The following is a 19,438-nucleotide window of genomic DNA, read 5'->3' on the forward strand; positions in this document are numbered from 1 at the left end:
CCAATGACCAAACTCGTCTATTTCGCATGGGTGCGTGAGCGGATCGGCAAGGGCGAGGAATATCTCGACCTCGAACCCTCAATCGTGACGGTCAATGACCTGCTGGCCCATCTGAAAACGCGCGGCGAAGAATATGAATCAGCGCTGGAATACCAGGATGTGATCCGCGTCGCGATCAATCAGGAACATGTCGAGCACGATGCGCCGATCAAGGGCGCGCATGAGATTGCGCTGTTTCCGCCGATGACCGGAGGATGAGGCGTGAACACGATCGAACCGCTCATCCGCATCCAGGCTGAGGATTTCGATACGGCCGCCGAGATTGACCGGATGACCAGGGACCGCCGCGGCATCGGCGCCGTGGTGACATTCAGCGGCCTTTGCCGGGATGAGGCCGGGACGCTGGCGGCGCTCGAAATCGAACACTATCCAGGCATGGCGGAAGTTGAAATTGGCCGTATCGCCGAGAAAACCCTGGACCGCTGGAGTTTGACGGGCCTGACCGTCGTGCATCGCTACGGTTTTATCAAGCCGGGAGAAAACATCGTCCTTGTTGTTGCTGCCTCCGCCCATCGGCAGGCGGCTTTCGAGGCTGCATCGTTCCTGATGGATTATTTGAAGAATGCCGCCCCTTTCTGGAAGAAGCAGCACCTCGTCAGTGGCGAGGCAAGCGGATGGGTCAAGGCGAAAGCAAACGACGAGGAAGCGCTCAAGCGCTGGGAAAAAACCAAATGAACCGTCTCGCCATTGGTTCACTCGTTATCGGCTTCATGGCCGTGCTGCTTCTGGTTGCGCTATCGCTTACAACCTAGCGTAAACATTGACATTTTTTCTTTCAGTTCGCATTGTTTCGGTGTGCAGTTGGAACTGGATTACTGAACTACAACGCGAAAACATCTAGTAGCGAAAGCATTGACATTTCCATCGTGAGTTTCCATTGTAGTCACATGTAACTACATGGAGAAATGTCATGAAAACAGTCAATTTGAGAGACGCTAAAGCGACATTTTCGAGCCTTGTAGACGAAGTTGTCAAAGGGGAAACGGTGACGATTACCCGTCATGGGAAACCCGCAGCCGTGCTTGTCTCTGTCGAGACCGCGCGAAATATCCAACCCCTTGAAAAGTCGAATTTTGGCAAATTTCTTCTGACTTATCCGGGTGGTGTAGAGCTTGAACGCAATCAAACGCCAATGCGTAGGGTCAAACTTTGAAGGGCTATCTTCTCGATACCAGTATTATTTCACTATTTGCGCCGGACAGACCCCAGGTTTCATCTGAATTTGCCGCATGGATCGAAAGCGAGGGCGAAAGAGGAACATTGTTCCTATCTGCTGTGAGCGTGGCAGAAATTGAAAAGGGAATACAGAACCTTCGCCGAAAAGGTGCTTCAGCCCGGCCTGAGAAACTGAATTTATGGCTGGAGACACTTATTGAGATTTTTGCGGACCAGATTCTCTCCGTAGATGTAAGCGTTGCACGAGCAAGTGGCGTGATCGAGGATCGTGTTTCAGCGAAGGGAAAACATCCAGGCCTCGGCGATGTTCTCATCGCAGCTACGGCCGGCGCGCATCAATTAACTATCCTTACCGACAATACCAAGCATTTTTCGCCGCTGGGTGTCGTACATCTGACCCCGCAGGAAGCTCTGCAGGCTATCCACTGATCCAATAAAAAAGCCGGGCATTTTCGCCCGGCTTTTCTTATTCACATAGCGGAGTATCAGCCGACGATTTCAGTACCGGAAAACCAGTAGGCGACTTCTTCTGCAGCAGTCTCGGGGGCATCGGAACCATGAACCGAGTTCTCGCCGATGGAGAGGGCAAAAATCTTGCGGATCGTGCCTTCGTCGGCATTGGCCGGGTTGGTCGCGCCCATGATTTCACGGTTGCGGGAAATGGCGTTCTCGCCTTCGAGAACCTGAACAATAGTCGGGCCCGAGGACATGGACTCAACCAGCTCGCCGAAGAATGGACGTTCCTTGTGCACAGCGTAGAAGCCTTCGGCTTCACGGCGGCTCATCCAGACGCGCTTGGAAGCAACAACGCGAAGGCCGGCCTCTTCAAACTTCTGGGTGATGGCACCGGTGAGATTGCGGCGGGTCGCGTCGGGCTTGATCATCGAAAAAGTGCGTTCAATTGCCATTTGGGGAAACCTTGTCATTTGGGGGAATGGTGGCGGCTCTATAGCGTCAGGGAGCCCATTTGCCAATAGACCTTTTGCCAATCCACCCTGATGGTCATCCGAAGTGACCTTCTGCGCTTCCGGTGCTCATGGACAAGAAAGTCCACTGCGCTCCGGTTGTCGAAAGCCGCACCCGCTGACTCATCCGGCTGAATTCTCAATAAGGTCTGTTACGCCGCCGCCTTGATCTCGCGCGCAACGCCGCCATGCAGGTCAAGGCAACGCTCGAACCAGTCCTGTACCGGATCGCCTTCATCGAACAGTTTATAAGGCGTCAAAACACGAACCCATTGGAAAGCGCCAAAGACAATATAGTCGGCGAACAAGGGGCTCTCACCACCGATGAAAGGCTGTGAAACAAGCATCTTGCGGATGGGTTCAAGGCTTGCCGTAAACGCTTCGCGCTTCGCATCGCGCGTCGCGGCGACGTCCTCAAGCTTGCGGCCAAAGATCTTTTCGCGGCTTTCGCGGAAATAGGCCTGGTTGGACGCGTCAAGCAGATCATGCACCGGCATCAGGATCACCACATTGATGAAGGGGTGGATGATCATCTGCGAATAGCCCTCGACGAAGCGGGCCATTGCGCGGCCCCCCTCTCCCTTGAACAGCGAAGGACGGTCCGGATAATTGTCTTCCAGATAGAGTGCGATCGTAAAGGAGTCTGCAACAACACGGTCCTCGTCGCGGATTATCGGAACTTTGGGTGAATAACCGTTCTCGAGTTCCGGTATTTCTTTGAACGAAACCCGGTTACGGTCAAATGGCAGTCCCTTATGCGCCAAGGACATGACCGTTTTCCAGCAATGAGGACTAAAGGGACGGCCTTGATCGGTACCGACAAGCTCGTGCAGAATGATTCCCATGGAAACAACTCCTCCTTCGGATATTATGTCAATAATACTGACCTTTATTTACAGAAAGTCACTGACCTTTATTTACAGAAAGTCAATGTGATGGAACAGCATTTCAGGATGCTTGCCGCATATAATCGCTGGGCGAATGAACGACTTTATGCGGCGGCGGCCGAGCTTGAGGATGAAGAATACCGGCGCGACGTGCGCGCGTTCTTTTCGTCGCTGTACGGGACGTTGAACCATCTGCTGGTGACCGATCGTATCTGGCTCTACCGCTTTACCGGCGAAGGCGATGCACCAAAGGCGCTCGATGCGATCCTTTTTGAAAAACTGGACGCGTTGAAAGCTGCACGACAAAAAGAGGACGCGCGCATTATCGACTGGATCAATGGGCTGGACAGTTCGGCGATTGCCGGACGTTTCACCTATACGACGGTCAGCGACATGCGGACGATCAGCCAGCGGCTGGCGCCGGCATTGGCGCATCTCTTCAACCACCAGACGCACCATCGCGGTCAGGCTCACTCTATTTTGACAGCGCTGGGAAAATCTGCGCCGTCCTTTGATCTCATCCAGTTCCAACGAACGGAAGAAGGCAGGCCTTATTCATAGGCTTGCAAAGCCACAAGGCAGATATGCAGTACGACCGTCTTGCGGAAAAGCCATTTCCCGTGCAAAAGCGCGGCCATGCTTATTCTCGACGACATATCCGTGCGTATGGCCGGCCGCCTGCTCATCGACCACGCCAGCCTGAACCTGCCGTCCGGCACCAAGGCTGGACTGGTCGGGCGCAATGGCGCGGGCAAATCAACGCTGTTCAAGGTGATTACTGGTGAACTTCACGCCGAAACCGGTGATTTCTTCCTGCCGAAGAACATCAAGATCGGTCAGGTGGCACAGGAAGCGCCGGGCACCGAGGATTCTTTGATCGAGATCGTGCTTGCCGCCGATACCGAGCGCACTGAATTGCTGGCCGAGGCCGAGACGGCAACCGACCCGCACCGCATTGCCGATATCCACATTCGGCTTGCGGACATCGATGCGCATTCCGCCGAGGCGCGCGCCGGTGCGATTCTTTCCGGCCTGGGCTTTGATGCGGAAGCGCAAAAGCGCCCAGCTTCATCATTCTCGGGCGGCTGGCGCATGCGCGTGGCGCTCGCAGCCGTTCTTTTTGCCGAGCCGGACCTTTTGCTGCTCGACGAGCCGACCAACTATCTCGATCTCGAAGGCACGCTGTGGCTTGAGGACTATGTGCGCCGTTATCCGCACACAGTCATTCTCATCAGCCATGATCGCGACCTCCTGAATTCGGCGGTTAACTCGATCATTCATCTCGACCAGACCAAGCTGACGCTGTGGCAGGGCAATTACGATCAGTTCGAGCGGCTGCGCAGCGAAGCGCTGGAATTGCAGCAGAAGCAGCGCACCAAGCAGGAAGCGCATCGCAAGCACATGGAAGCGTTCGTCGAGCGGTTCCGCGCCAAGGCGTCCAAGGCCAAGCAGGCGCAATCACGCCTGAAGGCCCTGCAAAAGCTGAAGCCGATCTCGGCTCACATCGAAGATCACGTGATGCCATTTCATTTTCCGGAGCCGGAAAAAGTGGTGGCATCGCCGATCATCGCTATTGAAAGCGGTGAAGTCGGCTACACGCCAGGCAAGCCCATCCTCAGGCACCTCAACCTGCGCATCGACGCGGATGACCGCATTGCCCTGCTCGGCTCGAACGGTAACGGCAAATCGACGCTGGCCAAGCTGATCGGCGGACGCCTGCCTTTGCAGACTGGCAAGATAACCGTGGCGCCGAACCTGAAAATCTCGTTCTTCGCCCAGCATCAGCTGGACGATTTGATCCCCGAGGACAACGCCATCGAGCATGTGCGCAAGTTGATGCCGGATGCACCGGAATCGAAGGTACGCGCCCGCGTCTCGCGCATGGGGTTGGCCACGGTCAAGATGAACACAGCGGCAAAAGATCTTTCCGGCGGCGAAAAAGCGCGGCTTCTGATGGGTCTCGCGACCTTCCAGGGTCCAAACCTGCTCATCCTCGACGAGCCGACGAACCATCTCGATATCGACAGTCGCGAAGCGCTGATGCACGCGCTGAATGATTTCGATGGTGCCGTGATCCTGATCGCCCATGACAGGCATTTGATCGAGGCGACCATGGACCGGCTCTGGCTGGTGCGCGATGGCGGCGTTGCGCCCTATGACGGCGATCTCGATGCCTACCGCGCGCTGGTTCTGGCCGACGCCAAGGCCGAACGCTCTGGCAACAGCAAGATCACAGTGGACGAAGGCCAGAAGCTGACGAAAGCAGAGCAGCGCAAGCTTGCCGCGCAGAAGCGTGAGGCTTTGAAGCCTCTGCAGAAGAAGATCCAGGAAGCCGAAGCGCAGGTGCATCGCTTCCAGAAGAAGATCGACTCGTTGCAAATACAACTCGCCGATCCGGTCATCTATACGAGGGAACCCGCCAAGGCGACGCAGATCGGCAAGGAAATCGGCTATGCCAAGTCGTCGCTCGCCCGGGCGGAAGAAGAGTGGCTGATGCTTTCGGGCGAATATGAAGAGGCGATGGCCGATCTCTGATCGGCCATCGCAGCTATTCTCAATTTTTTTGCATTTCTATCGCCAGACGCGTCTTCCTTTTCAGCGGCAAGGCATAGCCTGCTGCCAGCGCACCAAGACCGATGATCGTCGAAACGATAAAAATGGTTATGGTGGCGTCGCGCAACGCGTCCGGGGTAGTCGCCTCCGGATAACCCGCTGCATTGGCAGCAAGCCCAGACACGGCGGCACCAATTGCGTAACCAACCGACTGCAGCGTCGGGAGTAGTGCCGAAGCGCGATCCCGTTCGCCGCTGCGCGCTGATTCCATTACGGTCTGGCTGAGGAAGCCCCAACTGACGCCGAAGCCCGTGCCGATGAGTATCTGCCCGAGCATCACCACCAGCGGCATATCTCCAGAGAAACCAAAGACGATGATTGCAAGGCCGGCGACGAGCAGTGTCGGTCCGAGCCGGATCATCCAGGCGCGGTGGCGCGGATTCTGCAGGTTGGCGACGAGGATCGCGCAGATACTCCAGGCGATGGCGAAGGTGGCGTTGAAGGCACCCGCCTTTGTAGGACCGTAGCCCCAGAGATTCTGCAGCGTCATGACCAGATAGACCGAGGTGACGGCCTGCGCCACCGGCATGAACAGCACGATCCACAGGCCAATGCCGACGGTGGAATTTAACGCGAAGGCATCGGAGGGAAAGAGCGGCGTGCGGCTGCGCCGGTCGACGGCGATGACCGAAGCCAGAACGACAGCCGCGCCGACAACGAACAAAATCTCCATGGCGACGGTCTGCATGATGCTGGCCAGAGCAACGAGCATGATGCCGCAACCAATGGCTGAAAGCCGCAGGAAGGGTACGCTCATGCGCTGCACTTCACCGGAGAATTTCGGCACGATGCGGAAGACCAGCGCAAGGAAAATGAACGCCATGGGGACATTGACGAGGAATGCAGCGCGCCAGGACAGGTGCTCGGTGAGCAATCCGGATACCAGCGGTCCGCCAAAGGCAGCAACGGCCCAGACAACGGCTTCCGCACCGAAAACCTTGGCGACAAGACGCGAGGGGAAGAGTTCGGGGATGAGCGCGTAGCAGGTCGCGGCAATAATGCCCTCACCCATGCCTTGCAACGCGCGGCCAATCAGAACTTCCGTCATCGAAGAGGCAAAGGCGGCAATGAGTGTTCCTGCAAGAAAGACCAATGCCGAGCCGACCAGCGCTGTTCGTGCGCCCAGCCTAGCTTTCAGTAATGCGCCACTGGCACCGCCAATGATCGACAGGACGAGATATAGCGTAAATGCCCAGGAAATCAGCTCAAGCCCGCCAATTTCCCGCACTGCGGTTGGCAATGATGTGGAAACGAGAAAACCATTGAATGCAAAGAGCGCCACGCCCAAGCAGAGCGTTGTGGTCGCGGCCGAATAGCGGGGCGTAAGCAGCTCCGACCAGCTGGTCCTCCCGGGTTCTATGGCGTCGTGCATGGCATTTCCTCAATTTAATAATTTTTTTCTTTTTATATTCCACTTAATAAAACAAGCAATAGCTTTTTAAATTTTTATTGTTATGATGCAATCATGCAGGATCGTACGACAAATCGCATGCTTTATTCGTTGAAAGTAGCTGGAGCGCAGACAGCTTCGACTCTTGGTGACAGACTTGGCGTTACTGCCGTAGCAGTCCGCCAGATGCTGGGACGGTTGCATGAAGACGGTCTTGTCGCTTTCGAAGATAGCCGTGAGAGTGTAGGCAGGCCCAAACGGTTCTGGCATCTGACCGACGCCGGAAACGCCCAGTTCCCTGACAACCACGCCGGATTGACGGCGGACCTTCTGGCGTCGGTGTCAGCCGTCTTTGGGGAAGCGGGGCTAGATCAGTTGATCTCGCACCGGGAGAAAACGACGCTGAACCAGTACCGCACGGTGCTTGAGCCGATTGCTGCGATAGAACAGAAAGTCCAACACCTCGCAGAAATTCGTTCGGCGGAAGGCTATATGGCCGAAGCCAGCCGGGACGTGGGCGGCGATCTTATCCTGATCGAGAATCACTGCCCTATCTGCGTTGCGGCCAAAGCCTGCCAGAAATTGTGCCGGTCAGAGCTCGAAGTGTTTCAGGCGGCGCTTGGGCCGAATGTCGAGGTCGAGCGCTTCGAACATATATTGAAGGGGGCGCGGCGCTGCGCCTACCGCATCACAGAAACCAAGCGTGAACGTCAGTTAGCGATGAAGCTGTAGAGCATGGGGCTCATGTAGTTGTTGCCGACGCGCCAGTAATCCCGCAACGGCCCGCCCTCACATGCGAAACCAAGTCGTGTCACCAGCCTGATGGACGGCGCATTGTCAGGATGGATGATCGCGGCGATGCGGCGCGTATTCAGCTTGCCGATGCAGTGTGACATCACGCTTTGTACCGCCTCGCTCATCAACCCGCGCCCATGCCATTCGGATCTCAGTATATAGCCAATTTCCAGCCTGCGGTTGAGTGGCTCGCGGTGATGATAATTGACCATGCCGATGCAATTGTCGGTGTCCTTTTCGGCAACTGCCCAAGCGACGGATTCGTCAGGTGACGTCGTCTTGGCGAGAACCCGCACCCAGCTCCGCGTCTCCTGAATGTTCTTGCAGGCAGAAAAATCCCAATAACGCACGAGATTTGCATCGCCAATACAGGCGTGGAGGCCAGCATCATCTTTTGGCTCGAACCGGCGCAGGCGCAGCCTTTCGGTAAGGATCTTCGGAAAGGTCCCCGCCTGATCCGCCATCATCTGCCCCATTTGGGCGGAGCTGGTACATCGCGCGCAGCCCGGCGACTACGACTCAGGCGAACAAGCCCAAAAAGACTGATCACAATCAGCGCGATACCGGCAGGCATGGCGCGCCAGTCGACCGCGGTCACACCCTTGCGCAACACAAGATTAACCTCCGCCACTTCAAGGCCATCGAAATCACCAGGCCCAATGGTAAAAGCATAATCGCCATCCACTGGATCGATATCGCCAATGCTGTCGCGATAGACTTGCGGGCCTTGCGGCGAGCCCTTGTTGGTGGCTTTGCTGTTCTCATAGTTCAAGGTCTTGACGAGAACGTCCTTGCCTTGCCGTGTTACGACCGCTGTCAGCGCCGAACGCCCTACGGAAGGGACGAAATTGCGCAGCGGCTGCATGTCAACGAAAGCGCGAACCGGAGCATCGTCCGATGTCAAAGTGACAGTAACTGGTTTGTAGGGTCCGGGACGATCATAGACGCGCCAAGAGCCGATTTCTTCTCCTGAGAAATTGCCGACCGCCCAGGGATATCCGATCCCGAGCACAATTCCAGCGATCAAGAGGAGTAGCAACAGCGGACGCATCAGCAGTTTCTCAAGCTTTCTTTTCCCACCGCCCTTCGGCGTTCTGCTGCCAGTAGGTCAATTTGTGACCCTGTTCTTTCAACAGTTTCCATTGCGCCCTCGCCTGTTCCAGCTGCTGCTGATCGTGGCCATCAAACATCAGCACCAACCGTTCATAGGCTTCGACATTCTGCGGTTCGGCCCCATCGACGACGAAGCGCACGGTTGCGCCGTTGGGGTTGGCGTAGCCCGTCGTCAGGATTATCGGCTGTTCTTCCGGATGAGGCTCCTGGTCGGTCGCATGTGCAAGGAACGACGCATCGGACCAGGTCCATAGATGATTGTCGAGACTGTCACGCCGCTCTTCCGAACCTGTCTGGATGACGACTTTCCATTGGCGGCCAAGTGAACGCTCGACCAGACCGGGCAATGCGTTCTCCAGCGTCGATTCAGTCAGATGGTAGAAGAGGATTTCGGTCATAAGTGCAGTCTTGTGTGAAAGGACTGGCTTGCGTCAAGCCAGTCCTGATTGTTCTATCCTTCGAAATTGTCTCTAACCAGCCTGTCGAGAAGGCGAACGCCGTAACCCGAGGCCCAGGACTGGCTGTATTCGTTGGTCGGCGCGCCTATTGCCGTGCCGGCAATGTCGAGATGGGCCCAAGGCGTATCGCCCACGAAGCGCTGCAGGAACTGTGCAGCAATAATTGCGCCGCCATGACGGCCGCCAATATTCTTCATGTCGGCGTTCTTGGTGTCGATAAGCTTGTCGTATTCGGTGCCGAGCGGCATGCGCCAGAGCTTTTCGCCGGTCGCCTGGCCTGCATCGAAGAGCTGTCCGGCAAGCGCGTCATCATTCGAGAACAGGCCCGCGTGATAGGCGCCAAGCGCCACCATGATCGCCCCGGTCAAGGTCGCGAGATTGACCATGAACTTCGGCTGGAAGCGATCATTGCAATAATAAAGCGCATCGGCGAGGACGAGCCGCCCCTCCGCATCTGTGTTGAGAACTTCAATAGTCTGGCCCGACATGGAGGTGACGATATCGCCCGGGCGCTGTGCATCGCCATTGATCATGTTTTCAACAATGCCGATGATGCCGACGACATTGACCTTGGCCTTGCGTGAAGCCAATGCGTGCATGAGACCCGTCACGGCCGCGGCGCCACCCATATCGCCCTTCATTTCGTCCATGCCTGCAGCCGGCTTGATCGAAATGCCGCCGGAATCGAAGGTGACGCCCTTGCCGACAAAGGCGATTGGCTTATCCTTACCCTTGCCGCCATGCCATTCCATGATAGCAAGACGTGCCGGGCGCATGGACCCTTGCGCGACACCGAGGAGTGAGCCCATGCCGAGTTTCTTCATGTCTTTCTCGGTGAGAATCTCAACCTTGACGTCTAGCTTCTTCAACTCTTCGACACGTTCGGCAAATTCGACTGGACCGAGAACGTTAGCAGGCTCATTGACCAGATTGCGGGCAAGGATGACACCGTCCGCTACCGCTTCGGCGTTGCCAAATGCCTTTTTGGCAGCATGAGCATCCGCAACTTGAATGGTGATGTTGGCGACAAACTTATCTTCCTTCTCGCCCTCGTCCTTGCCCTTTTTCGTCTTGTACTTGTCGAATGTGTAGGAGCGAAGCAGTATGCCAAGTGCGAAATCAGCAGCGTTTTCGGTTGAAATCTCTGCGCCAGGAAGAGCGAGGACCACCGAAACATTCTTGGATTTTGCGATTTTCGAAAAAGCCGCGCCGCCAATTTTCAGCCAGTCATCAGCTTTCAGCTTGGCCGGATCGCCGCTGCCCACAAGCACCAGCCGCTCCAGTTCCGTGCCATTCGGGGCGAGCGTAGAGAGGCTCGTTGCAAGTTTTCCCTTGAAATCCGAGACATCGATGATACGCGACAGCAATGCCTGTCCGACAACAGATTCGGCTTCTGCAGCGGCTTTGCCTTCAGGTGCAACAAGCAAGATTGCAGTGCCGCTTTCGACGGCTGCATATTTTGCGAAACTGATGGATGGGCGTTTGGACATGATATCTCCGGTTTGAACAAAAATGTGACTTTCCTAATCATCAATCTTGATGAATGAAGGGGGGATCATGAAGGGATTGACTAAGACCTTGTTAACTAGCTTTCTTCGCCTATTTTTAGCCAAGCCTGACTAGATTGAACATATGTCGGGTTTATTGAACATGTAACGGGTTCGTCCCATAAAGCTCAAAATAATGCCTTGGCTCCCACGGCATGGATTGGACAGTCGGGTTTTAATGAACGGCTGGTCGAACAAGGTGGCGGAACTCTTTTTGCGAAACATGACATGCGCCTGATTGAGATATACATCTTGCGACGGATCGTCGTCATGTTTTTTGCCGTTCTGCTTTCAGCGGTCGGAATCACATGGATCGTCCAGGTGCTTGGCCGCATCAATTTTCTGACGACCAGCGGCCAGAGCTTCTTCTATATTCTCAAGTTCAGTTCCAATTTGCTTCCATCCGCCTTCCCCGTGGTGATGCCGTTTGCGCTGGTGATTGCCGTGACGCAAACGCTTTCGACGATGAACCAGGATTCAGAACTGGTGGTGATCAATGCGGCCGGCGCGCCGCGGTCCGCCGTAATTCGTCCTGTCATGCTTTTTGCGCTGATCATCGCAGCTGCATCCTTCCTTATTTCCAACTTTGTCGTGCCATATTCGCAGATGAACATGCGCCAGATGGTGGCCGAGGCGCGTGGCGATGTGATCAATCTCGTGGTTCAACAGGGCTCGTTTAGGGAAATCGATACAGACCTCTACCTCCAGATCGAGAACCGCGATTCCAACGGCACGATCCAGGGCCTGTTCGTTTCCGATTCCCGCGACAAGACGACGGACCTCATTTATTACGCCAAGGAAGGTCTCGTCGTTCAAACCGCCGATCAAGGCCTGCTGATCATGAAGGATGGCGAGGTCGATCGACGCGATGTGCAGACCGGCAATGTGTCCATCATCAAGTTCAACACCTATGCGCTTGATCTCGCGGCATTTCTTTCGTCGGACGACAAGGAAGCCACGATCTTCCCGAAGGACCGGCCTCTGGATTACCTCATGAATCCGGATCCGAACGATAAACAATATCAACAACGTCCGCTGCGATATACGTCCGAGCTCTACAAGCGCCTGTCGGACTGGATGTATCCGATCGTGTTTGCGCTCATCTCCCTCGCTGCAGCTGCTGACTCGCGTTCCCATCGCGAAGCACGCATATCCGCTTCATTTACGGCCATAACGATCAGTCTCATTGTATTCTGGCTGGGATATTCGACCGGCCAGAGCACTGACAAGAACGCGTCAATGCTGCCAATGCTGTTCGCAATTCCGATTCTCGCGGCGCTTTCCGCGATCTATGCGCTCGCAACCAATCGCCAGATCGGTATCCCGACAACGTGGAGCAACTGGTTCAAAAGTGTCTTTGAAACCAGACAGGCGGCATTCGCCAACGCCGGAGCAAGATTGTTCGGTCGCAAGCGCGGAGGACACCGGTAATGATCGGCTGGACGCTAGGGCGCTACTTCTTCCTCCGCTATGTGACAATCACATGCTATTTTCTGATGGGCAGCTTTGCGCTGGCCCTCATCCTCGATTTCACCGAATTATCGGGAAAACTGTCTGCGCTGCCCGACTATTCCGCGATCCAGGCCTTTGGGCTGTCGGTGATGCGCATTCCCTACATCATGCAGCAGGTGTTTCCGTTCATCGCGCTGTTTGCTGCGATGGCGACGCTTATTTCGCTCAATCGTAAATATGAACTGGTCGTCGCCCGTTCGGTCGGCGTTTCTGCGTGGCAGTTTCTCCTGCCGGCCTGTACGGGCGCGTTTCTCTTTGGGCTGGCGGCTGTGCTGATCGTCAATCCGCTTGCAGCCTATGGCTTTGAGCGTAGCGAACAGATAACCGCAAATTGGCGCGCCGGAAAAGCCAACGACGTATCGGCCGATCGCGTCCCCTGGTTGAGGCAGAAAACCGAAGAGGGCGAAACGATCATCGGCTCCAAGTCGATCCTCAACCGGGGATTGCGCCTCGTCGATGCCGTCTTCATCCGCCTTGACAAGAATCAGGACGTTATCGAACGGCTTGACGCCAAGACTGCCGATCTGGACGACGGTTTCTGGCAGCTGAATCAGGTGACGAAATTCGTGTTGGGAGAGACGCCGGTTTCCGAGGAAACGGTGCGCATTCCAACCCACCTGCGCCCTGAATTCGTTGAAGAAAGCCTCGCCCGGCCCGAGACGATTCCTTTTTTTGAGCTGCGTAACAAAATTGCCGCAGCTCGTTCTTTTGGCTATCCAGCCAACGCTTTTGACATGCATTTCCAGTCTTTATTGGCTTTGCCGGCTCTGCTGATGGCGATGACTTTAATTGCTGCAACCGTTTCGTTGAAATTTGTTCGGTTTGGACAATCGGGGACGATGATTCTGGGTGGCGTCCTCGCAGGCTTCGTGCTTTATGTCGTCACTGTTGTGGTCAAGGCATTCGGTAATGCGGGATTCGTTCCGCCTTTCGTTGCCGCATGGACACCCGTGTTGATTGCAACATTTTTTGGGGTCTCCTTTCTGTTGCACAAGGAGGATGGTTAGAGTGGGATTGAATGTAACGCGCTCGGTGTTGCCGGCGTGGCTTGCACACCTTGCGTGCAGCACGGCCTTGCTATGCCTTGCGGGCGGGATTTCGCTCCCAGCCTATGCCCAAACGGGTAATGCACTTGTCGGGAATGTAAAGACGGATCCAAATGCACAATTGCTGCTGGAATCGGATGAGCTTGTCTATGATATCAACGCCAAGACCATTTCCGCGGTCGGCGGCGTGCAGATCGACTATGACGGAAACCGCCTAGTCGCGCGGAAGGTCACCTATGACCAGAACACCGGCCGTCTGAAGGCGGAAGGCAAGGTCGAGATCGTCGAGAAAGACGGTAACCGTATCTATGCGGAGAATCTCGACGTTACCGATGATTTCAAGGAAGGCTTCGTCAACGCATTACGCGTTGAAGCTGCGGACAATACCCGCTTTGCAGCCGAGAGCGCCGAGCGCATCGGCGGCGAACTGACGACATTCAACAACGGTATCTACACGGCGTGCGAGCCCTGCCGGGCAAAACCCGACAGGGCGCCGCTGTGGCAGGTTCGTGCCCAGAAGATCATCTGGAATGGCAAGAAGAAGACCATTCGTTTTGAGCGCGGCCGCTTCGAGATGTTCGGCATGCCGCTGGCATTCCTGCCGGCGTTCGAAATCGCCGACCCTACGGTCAAGCGCAAGAGCGGCTTCCTTATGCCGAGCTATCGCCACGAAACAGAACTCGGTTCCGGCATTACCGTCCCCTATTTCTGGGCGCTGGCCCCCAATTACGACCTGACGTTGCAGGGAACCTACTATACGCAGCAAGGCTTCCTGGGCGAAGCCGAATGGCGTCACCGGCTGGAAAATGGTCAATATACGATCAAGCTTGCCGGCATCGACCAACGCGATCCCGGCGCTTTCAACAGTATTGCCGGCGACGAGGTCGATGAAAATGCCACGACGCGCGGAATGATCGGATCGACCGGCGCATTCAACATAAACCCGCGCTGGACTTTCGGCTGGAATGTCCTGGCTCAGTCGGACAAGGCTTTCGCCTATCGCTACGGCATCGAAAATTATGACAATTATAATATAACCGACGACGTCTATCTCCGGGGTCTGCACGATCGCAACTATTTCGATCTCAGTCTCTACCGGTTTCATGTTCAGGAGGGTTTCGAAAATTCCGATCCGAGTTCCTCGGAGCAGAAGCAACCCTGGGTCTTGCCGAGCCTGGACTATGCGTACACGCCAACGCAGTCTGTTGCGGGCGGCGAACTCAATTTCGATTTGAATTTGCAGGCACTGCATCGTGACAAATTTGACGGTAATTTCAACGGTGTCGATCGGACAGGCTACATAGCCGGCATAAAAGGCGACGATGGCCGTATTACCGGGGAAGCCGAATGGAAACGCACCTTTATCTCTGACAACGGGCTGGTCATAACCCCCCTTCTCGCTCTGCGCGGCGATGGTATGTATGTCGATTCCAATACCGACGGTGTCACACGTTCTGATGCCTTCCGTCCGATGGCGACCGCCGGTCTTGAAACGAAATGGCCAATCCTGTTTACAGCTGCCAACTCGACTCACGTGCTCGAGCCGACAGCCCAGCTTTTCGTTCGCAACAACGAATCCTATGCGGGTGAGATGCCGAACGAGGACGCGCAGAGTTTCGTATTCGATGCATCGAACCTGTTCGAGCGTGACAAGTTTTCCGGATATGATCGTGTGGAGGGAGGCACCCGCGCCAATCTCGGTCTCCGCTATTCCGGTACCTTCAACAATGGCTGGGGCTTGAACGGTATTGCCGGCCAGTCCTTCCAGCTTGGTGGCTTGAACTCCTTCGCAACTGCGGATTTTGTCAACGCAGGTGCTGAATCCGGACTGGAATCAGCTCGTTCCGACTATGTTGCAATGATCGGCGCTAATCGTGGCGGGTTCAATATCACGACTGGCGGAAGATTCGACAAGGATGATTTTGAAGTCAAGCGTGCAACAGTCGCAACTGCGACTGCGGGTAAATATGGCTCCTTGTATGTGAAATATGCGTTCATCGCCGCGCAGGAAACGTATGGTTTCCCCGACGACAGGAATGAAGTCACTGTGGGTGGCTCGGCCAAATTGACTCCAAACTGGCGCCTGCTGGGCTCTGGTACCTATGATCTCGTATCCGATACGCTTGTGAAGCGTACTGCTGCGCTCGCCTATGACGATGAGTGCTTCACTTACAGCATGTATTATACCCAGGAGGAGCCGGTCACCTCTACTGGCGCCACTGGCGACAAGACCACGACGTTCGGCTTCAATATTTCCTTCCGGACCTTGTGGGAATTCGGCAAGCCGGTCGATATCGGCGGAATCTAATCTTATTGTCTAAGCTGGCCGCACTTGCGGCCAGTCATGCTTTTGCCTTAGTAAAGCGACAATAAAGAGGAAATGAACATCACAAGAATAAAACTACGGTCCATTTCGCAGAAATGGTCAATGATCGGATAAAGTTGAGAAATGATGGTGAGGAAGCATATTCTTGCAGCGGCGATAATCACCGCATTGAGTTCTGTTATGACGGCTGGCGTGACATTGCCTGCTGCGGCGAGCGAAATCAAGATTGTCGTCAACGGAGCCGCCATCACTGACTACGATATTTCAAAGCGTGCCGCCTTTTTGAAATTGCAACATAAAAAGGGAAACCTTACCCAGCAGGCGCGGGATGAATTGACGGACGAGGCGCTCAAGCGTCAGGAATTGAAACGCCTCAATTTGCTTGTTTCGGACAGTGAAGTGAACGACGCCTATGCGCGCTTTGCTACCAACAACAAGATGACACTCAATCAGCTCAATGGCGTATTGGACAAGGCCGGGGTAACACCGGAGCACTTCAAAGAATACATCCGTATGCAGATGAGTTGGGGCCGTGCGCTAGCTACGCGCAACCGCACCCAAGGCGGAACCAAGGTTTCCGAGCAGGATGCCGTGCAACGCATGCTCAAGGACGGCGGCAAGAAGCCCGTCTCCACCGAATATCAGTTGCAGCAGGTGATATTCGTCGTGCCTGCCAATAATCGCGGCATTTTGGCCAAGCGGCGCGGCGAAGCCAACGCCCTTCGCGCCCGGTTCAGCGGCTGCGAGACAACCCGCGATATCGCTAAAGGCACGTTGGATGTCACGGTGCGCGATCTCGGGAAATTCGTCGAGCAGGAGCTGCCGCCGGAATGGTCAAAGCTGGTCACTGCCACGGCGGTCGGTCACGCGACTGCGACCCAGGATACGGACAAGGGCGTTGAGTTTCTCGGCGTTTGCTCGACCCGTCAAGTCTCCGACGACCGTGTTGCCCGTCTCGTCTTTTCCCAGGAAGCGACAGCAGCCGCGGGGGATGGCAAGCAGGATGCGTCAGCGGCCGCGGTCGACAAGAAATATCTCGAGGAACTGCGCAGCAAGGCGAAAATCGTCTCTGAATGATGGGATTGCATTGGCATGAAAGCCGCTCTCGCCGTCAGTTCCGGTGATCCTTCGGGTATTGGCCCAGAAATTGCGCTCGCTGCGTGGCTGCAGCGCGAGGCACTGCAGCTTCCTGCTTTCTTTCTGATTGCAGACCTGGAACTAATAGCCTCACGCGCGGCCCAATTGGGTCTAACGGTCCCTCTGCAGATTGCTACGCCGGAGAGTGCGGCCGCTATATTCGACCAGGCACTGCCAATCTTGCCACTGAAGAATCGACAATCGGATCGACCGGGCGTCCCCCTGGCCGAAAATGCGGCAGGAACGATCGAGGCCATTGAACAGGCCGTAGCGCTGACGCTTTCAGGCCGGTCACGCGCTGTCGTCACCTGCCCCATTGCCAAGAAACCGCTCTATGAGGCGGGCTTCAAATTTCCGGGTCATACGGAGTTTTTGGCCCATCTTGCAAGCGAGCATCTGGGATACGAGGTAACGCCGGTGATGATGTTGGCCGGACCGCAGCTACGGGCGGTTCCCGTAACAATCCACATTGCCTTGAACAAAGTTCCGGCTGTTCTCGACACGGCGACGATCTTGACGGTCTGCCGTATCACTGCACTGGCACTCAAGAGTCAGTTCGGCATCGCCAATCCACGGCTTGCCATTGCCGGATTGAACCCCCATGCGGGCGAAGGCGGCAGTATGGGCATGGAAGACGAAGTCATCGTGCGTCCGGCGGTGGAGACGCTGCGTGCAGAGGGTATCGACGCACGGGGGCCTCTTCCCGCAGATACAATGTTCCATGCCGCTGCACGAGCCACATATGATGCCGCCATCTGCATGTATCACGACCAGGCACTGATCCCCGCCAAGACGCTGGGTTTCGATGACAGTGTCAACGTTACGCTGGGTCTGCCCTTCGTCCGTACGTCGCCGGATCATGGCACAGCCTTCGATATTGCAGGATCCGGCAAGGCCAAGCCCGACAGCCTCATTGCAGCGCTGCGGCTTGCCGATGAACTGGCGTTAAATCGCGCCAGCCAGAACCCTGGCGCATGAACATAGATAGCCTTCCACCGCTTCGCGAAGTTATCCAACGCCATGAGTTGATGGCCAAGAAGTCGCTCGGTCAGAATTTTTTACTCGATCTGAACCTCACAGGAAAGGTTGCGCGGCAGGCAGGCGATCTCAAGGATCAGACTGTCATCGAGGTGGGGCCCGGACCGGGCGGGCTTACGCGTGCCCTCCTAGCCCAAGGTGCCAATGTTATCGCCATCGAGCGCGACGAACGCTGCCTGGCCGCCTTGCAGGAGATATCCGATCATTACCAAGGTCGGCTTCGCGTCATTGCGGGCGATGCGCTGGACGCGGATTTCGCTACACTAGGAGGCGGCAGCAAGGTGAAGATAGTCGCCAATCTTCCCTATAACGTCGGCACGCAATTGCTGATCGGTTGGTTGTTGAGTGAACCGTGGCCGCCTTTCTATGCATCACTGACGCTCATGTTCCAGCGCGAAGTGGCGGAGCGTATCGTCGCACGCCCAGGCTCGGATGCTTATGGCCGTCTCGGGGTACTGGCCGGCTGGCGAACGGAAGCGAAGATCACTTTCGACGTTCCGCCGCAGGCGTTCACGCCGCCGCCAAAGGTTACCTCCTCGGTCGTCCATCTGGTACCGCGCGTGGCGCCCCTCGCCTGCGATGCGGCAACGCTGGGGCGCGTCACACAGGCAGCCTTTGGCCAGAGACGCAAGATGCTACGACAGAGTATCAAATCACTTGGCGGTGAAGCGCTGCTTGCCAAGGTCGGGATCGACCCGACACGCCGGGCGGAAACGCTTTCGATAGACGAGTTTGTGTCCCTCGCCAACGCGCTCTAATCGAGCTTTTCATCAAGAAGACTGCTGACGAAATCGAACAGGCCCGGGCAGCGGTCACGGCGCAGGCGTTCGGCGGTGACGATCGACTGGACCTGATGATAGGCCCGGTTCAGATCTTCATTGACTATGACATAGTCATAGGATCGCCAGCGCTCGATCTCGTTACGGGCATTGTTGAGCCGCATATTGATGACTTCTTCAGCGTCTTCAGCACGCCGGTGCAGCCGCTGCTTCAGCGCTGCCATCGAGGGCGGCAAGATGAAGATGCTGACGATATCGCCCTTCATCTTTTCTTGCAGTTGCAGAGCCCCCTGCCAGTCGATGTCGAAAAGCATATCCTGACCGTCAGCCAGGGCGTTTTCTGCAGCCTCACGCGGCGTGCCATAGAAGTTGCCGTGAACTTCCGCCCACTCTATCAGCGCGTCGCTGTCACGCAGCCGTTCGAACTCGCGTGTTGAAATAAAATGGTAGTGTACGCCGTCGATCTCGCTGGCACGGCGCGGACGCGTGGTGACGCTGATCGACAATGACAGCTTCAGCGCTTTATCCTCAAGCAACAACCGCGCGATCGTCGACTTCCCCGCGCCGGACGGAGATGACAGGACGAGCATGAGACC

21 protein-coding genes are annotated in these 19,438 nt (G+C 56.0%); 13 read left to right on the forward strand and 8 right to left on the reverse strand.

Annotation, left to right across the window (positions count from 1 at the left end; genetic code table 11):
* The first annotated feature begins 3 nt into the window (after positions 1 to 3).
* The 4 genes from moaD to ACSQ3H_RS18720 all read left to right on the forward strand — a co-directional run bounded on the left by moaD (position 4) and on the right by ACSQ3H_RS18720 (position 1,665).
* Positions 4 to 258, forward strand: coding sequence for a molybdopterin converting factor subunit 1 (gene moaD / locus ACSQ3H_RS18705; RefSeq protein ID WP_436118419.1), 255 nt, complete (start codon positions 4 to 6; stop codon positions 256 to 258).
* A gap of 3 nt (positions 259 to 261) precedes the next feature.
* Entirely contained in the window at positions 262 to 735 is a 474-nt protein-coding gene (locus ACSQ3H_RS18710; protein ID WP_436118420.1) for a molybdenum cofactor biosynthesis protein MoaE, read from the forward strand.
* Between the two features lie 235 nt (positions 736 to 970).
* On the forward strand, positions 971 to 1,213 hold the full coding sequence (locus tag ACSQ3H_RS18715; RefSeq protein ID WP_436118421.1) for a type II toxin-antitoxin system Phd/YefM family antitoxin: 243 nt from the start codon (positions 971 to 973) through the stop codon (positions 1,211 to 1,213).
* Positions 1,210 to 1,665: a type II toxin-antitoxin system VapC family toxin gene (locus ACSQ3H_RS18720; protein WP_436118422.1), complete on the forward strand. Its 456-nt coding sequence runs from the start codon at positions 1,210 to 1,212 to the stop codon at positions 1,663 to 1,665. Before ACSQ3H_RS18715 ends, ACSQ3H_RS18720 begins: the two co-directional genes overlap by 4 nt.
* A gap of 56 nt (positions 1,666 to 1,721) precedes the next feature.
* Here the strand turns inward: ACSQ3H_RS18720 and ndk are convergent, their stop codons facing one another.
* The gene (gene ndk / locus ACSQ3H_RS18725) at positions 1,722 to 2,144 is read right to left on the reverse strand and encodes a nucleoside-diphosphate kinase (protein ID WP_436118423.1); all 423 of its coding nucleotides are present in this window, start codon (positions 2,142 to 2,144) and stop codon (positions 1,722 to 1,724) included.
* A gap of 209 nt (positions 2,145 to 2,353) precedes the next feature.
* A complete protein-coding gene (locus tag ACSQ3H_RS18730) occupies positions 2,354 to 3,046 on the reverse strand; it encodes a glutathione S-transferase family protein (RefSeq protein ID WP_436118424.1) in 693 nt (230 codons plus the stop codon).
* A 90-nt stretch (positions 3,047 to 3,136) separates the two neighbouring features.
* On the opposite strand from ACSQ3H_RS18730, the gene ACSQ3H_RS18735 reads away from it, so the two are divergent.
* Together ACSQ3H_RS18735 and ACSQ3H_RS18740 are read left to right on the forward strand one after the other, a co-directional pair.
* The gene (locus tag ACSQ3H_RS18735) at positions 3,137 to 3,649 is read left to right on the forward strand and encodes a DinB family protein (protein WP_436118425.1); all 513 of its coding nucleotides are present in this window, start codon (positions 3,137 to 3,139) and stop codon (positions 3,647 to 3,649) included.
* A gap of 75 nt (positions 3,650 to 3,724) precedes the next feature.
* Positions 3,725 to 5,623 carry an ABC-F family ATP-binding cassette domain-containing protein gene (locus ACSQ3H_RS18740; RefSeq protein ID WP_436118426.1) on the forward strand — a complete coding sequence of 633 codons (1,899 nt, stop codon included), beginning with the start codon at positions 3,725 to 3,727 and terminating at the stop codon, positions 5,621 to 5,623.
* 19 nt (positions 5,624 to 5,642) lie between these two features.
* On the opposite strand, the gene ACSQ3H_RS18745 is transcribed toward ACSQ3H_RS18740, so the two are convergent.
* Positions 5,643 to 7,073 carry an MFS transporter gene (locus ACSQ3H_RS18745; RefSeq protein WP_436118427.1) on the reverse strand — a complete coding sequence of 477 codons (1,431 nt, stop codon included), beginning with the start codon at positions 7,071 to 7,073 and terminating at the stop codon, positions 5,643 to 5,645.
* Positions 7,074 to 7,166: 93 nt separating this feature from the next.
* Here ACSQ3H_RS18745 and ACSQ3H_RS18750 point away from each other — a divergent pair, with 93 nt between their 5' ends.
* Positions 7,167 to 7,823: a helix-turn-helix transcriptional regulator gene (locus ACSQ3H_RS18750; protein ID WP_436118428.1), complete on the forward strand. Its 657-nt coding sequence runs from the start codon at positions 7,167 to 7,169 to the stop codon at positions 7,821 to 7,823.
* Here the strand turns inward: ACSQ3H_RS18750 and ACSQ3H_RS18755 are convergent.
* From ACSQ3H_RS18755 to ACSQ3H_RS18770, 4 genes are read right to left on the reverse strand one after another with little or no spacing between them, the layout of a single operon-like run.
* Complete coding sequence (locus ACSQ3H_RS18755) at positions 7,802 to 8,353, reverse strand: GNAT family N-acetyltransferase (RefSeq protein WP_436118429.1); 552 nt, start codon at positions 8,351 to 8,353, stop codon at positions 7,802 to 7,804. The two genes, ACSQ3H_RS18750 and ACSQ3H_RS18755, sit on opposite strands and share 22 nt — an antisense overlap.
* Positions 8,350 to 8,937 carry a hypothetical protein gene (locus tag ACSQ3H_RS18760; protein ID WP_436118430.1) on the reverse strand — a complete coding sequence of 196 codons (588 nt, stop codon included), beginning with the start codon at positions 8,935 to 8,937 and terminating at the stop codon, positions 8,350 to 8,352. The genes ACSQ3H_RS18755 and ACSQ3H_RS18760 overlap by 4 nt, the downstream gene beginning before the upstream one ends.
* A gap of 10 nt (positions 8,938 to 8,947) precedes the next feature.
* Complete coding sequence (locus tag ACSQ3H_RS18765; protein ID WP_436118431.1) at positions 8,948 to 9,397, reverse strand: DNA polymerase III subunit chi; 450 nt, start codon at positions 9,395 to 9,397, stop codon at positions 8,948 to 8,950.
* Between the two features lie 53 nt (positions 9,398 to 9,450).
* On the reverse strand, positions 9,451 to 10,947 hold the full coding sequence (locus tag ACSQ3H_RS18770; RefSeq protein ID WP_436118432.1) for a leucyl aminopeptidase: 1,497 nt from the start codon (positions 10,945 to 10,947) through the stop codon (positions 9,451 to 9,453).
* 285 nt (positions 10,948 to 11,232) lie between these two features.
* Between ACSQ3H_RS18770 and ACSQ3H_RS18775 the strand changes: the two genes are divergently transcribed.
* The 6 genes from ACSQ3H_RS18775 to rsmA all read left to right on the forward strand — a co-directional run bounded on the left by ACSQ3H_RS18775 (position 11,233) and on the right by rsmA (position 18,821).
* A complete protein-coding gene (locus tag ACSQ3H_RS18775; RefSeq protein WP_436118433.1) occupies positions 11,233 to 12,435 on the forward strand; it encodes an LptF/LptG family permease in 1,203 nt (400 codons plus the stop codon).
* Positions 12,435 to 13,523 carry an LPS export ABC transporter permease LptG gene (gene lptG, locus ACSQ3H_RS18780; RefSeq protein WP_436118434.1) on the forward strand — a complete coding sequence of 363 codons (1,089 nt, stop codon included), beginning with the start codon at positions 12,435 to 12,437 and terminating at the stop codon, positions 13,521 to 13,523. Before ACSQ3H_RS18775 ends, lptG begins: the two co-directional genes overlap by 1 nt.
* A gap of 1 nt (position 13,524) precedes the next feature.
* Positions 13,525 to 15,870 (forward strand): LPS-assembly protein LptD, encoded by a 2,346-nt coding sequence (locus ACSQ3H_RS18785; RefSeq protein ID WP_436118435.1) that lies wholly within the window; start codon positions 13,525 to 13,527, stop codon positions 15,868 to 15,870.
* Between the two features lie 141 nt (positions 15,871 to 16,011).
* Entirely contained in the window at positions 16,012 to 16,965 is a 954-nt protein-coding gene (locus ACSQ3H_RS18790) for a SurA N-terminal domain-containing protein (RefSeq protein WP_436118436.1), read from the forward strand.
* Between the two features lie 15 nt (positions 16,966 to 16,980).
* The gene (gene pdxA / locus ACSQ3H_RS18795; protein WP_436118437.1) at positions 16,981 to 18,003 is read left to right on the forward strand and encodes a 4-hydroxythreonine-4-phosphate dehydrogenase PdxA; all 1,023 of its coding nucleotides are present in this window, start codon (positions 16,981 to 16,983) and stop codon (positions 18,001 to 18,003) included.
* Positions 18,000 to 18,821 (forward strand): 16S rRNA (adenine(1518)-N(6)/adenine(1519)-N(6))-dimethyltransferase RsmA, encoded by an 822-nt coding sequence (gene rsmA / locus ACSQ3H_RS18800; protein WP_436118438.1) that lies wholly within the window; start codon positions 18,000 to 18,002, stop codon positions 18,819 to 18,821. The genes pdxA and rsmA overlap by 4 nt, the downstream gene beginning before the upstream one ends.
* On the opposite strand, the gene gmk is transcribed toward rsmA, so the two are convergent.
* Positions 18,818 to 19,432, reverse strand: a complete 615-nt coding sequence (gene gmk, locus ACSQ3H_RS18805) for a guanylate kinase (protein ID WP_436119494.1) — start codon at positions 19,430 to 19,432, stop codon at positions 18,818 to 18,820. The genes rsmA and gmk overlap by 4 nt on opposite strands.
* Positions 19,433 to 19,438: the final 6 nt, after the last annotated feature.

The organism is Phyllobacterium sp. LjRoot231 (assembly GCF_964253365.1).
Lineage (GTDB): Bacteria > Pseudomonadota > Alphaproteobacteria > Rhizobiales > Rhizobiaceae > Phyllobacterium.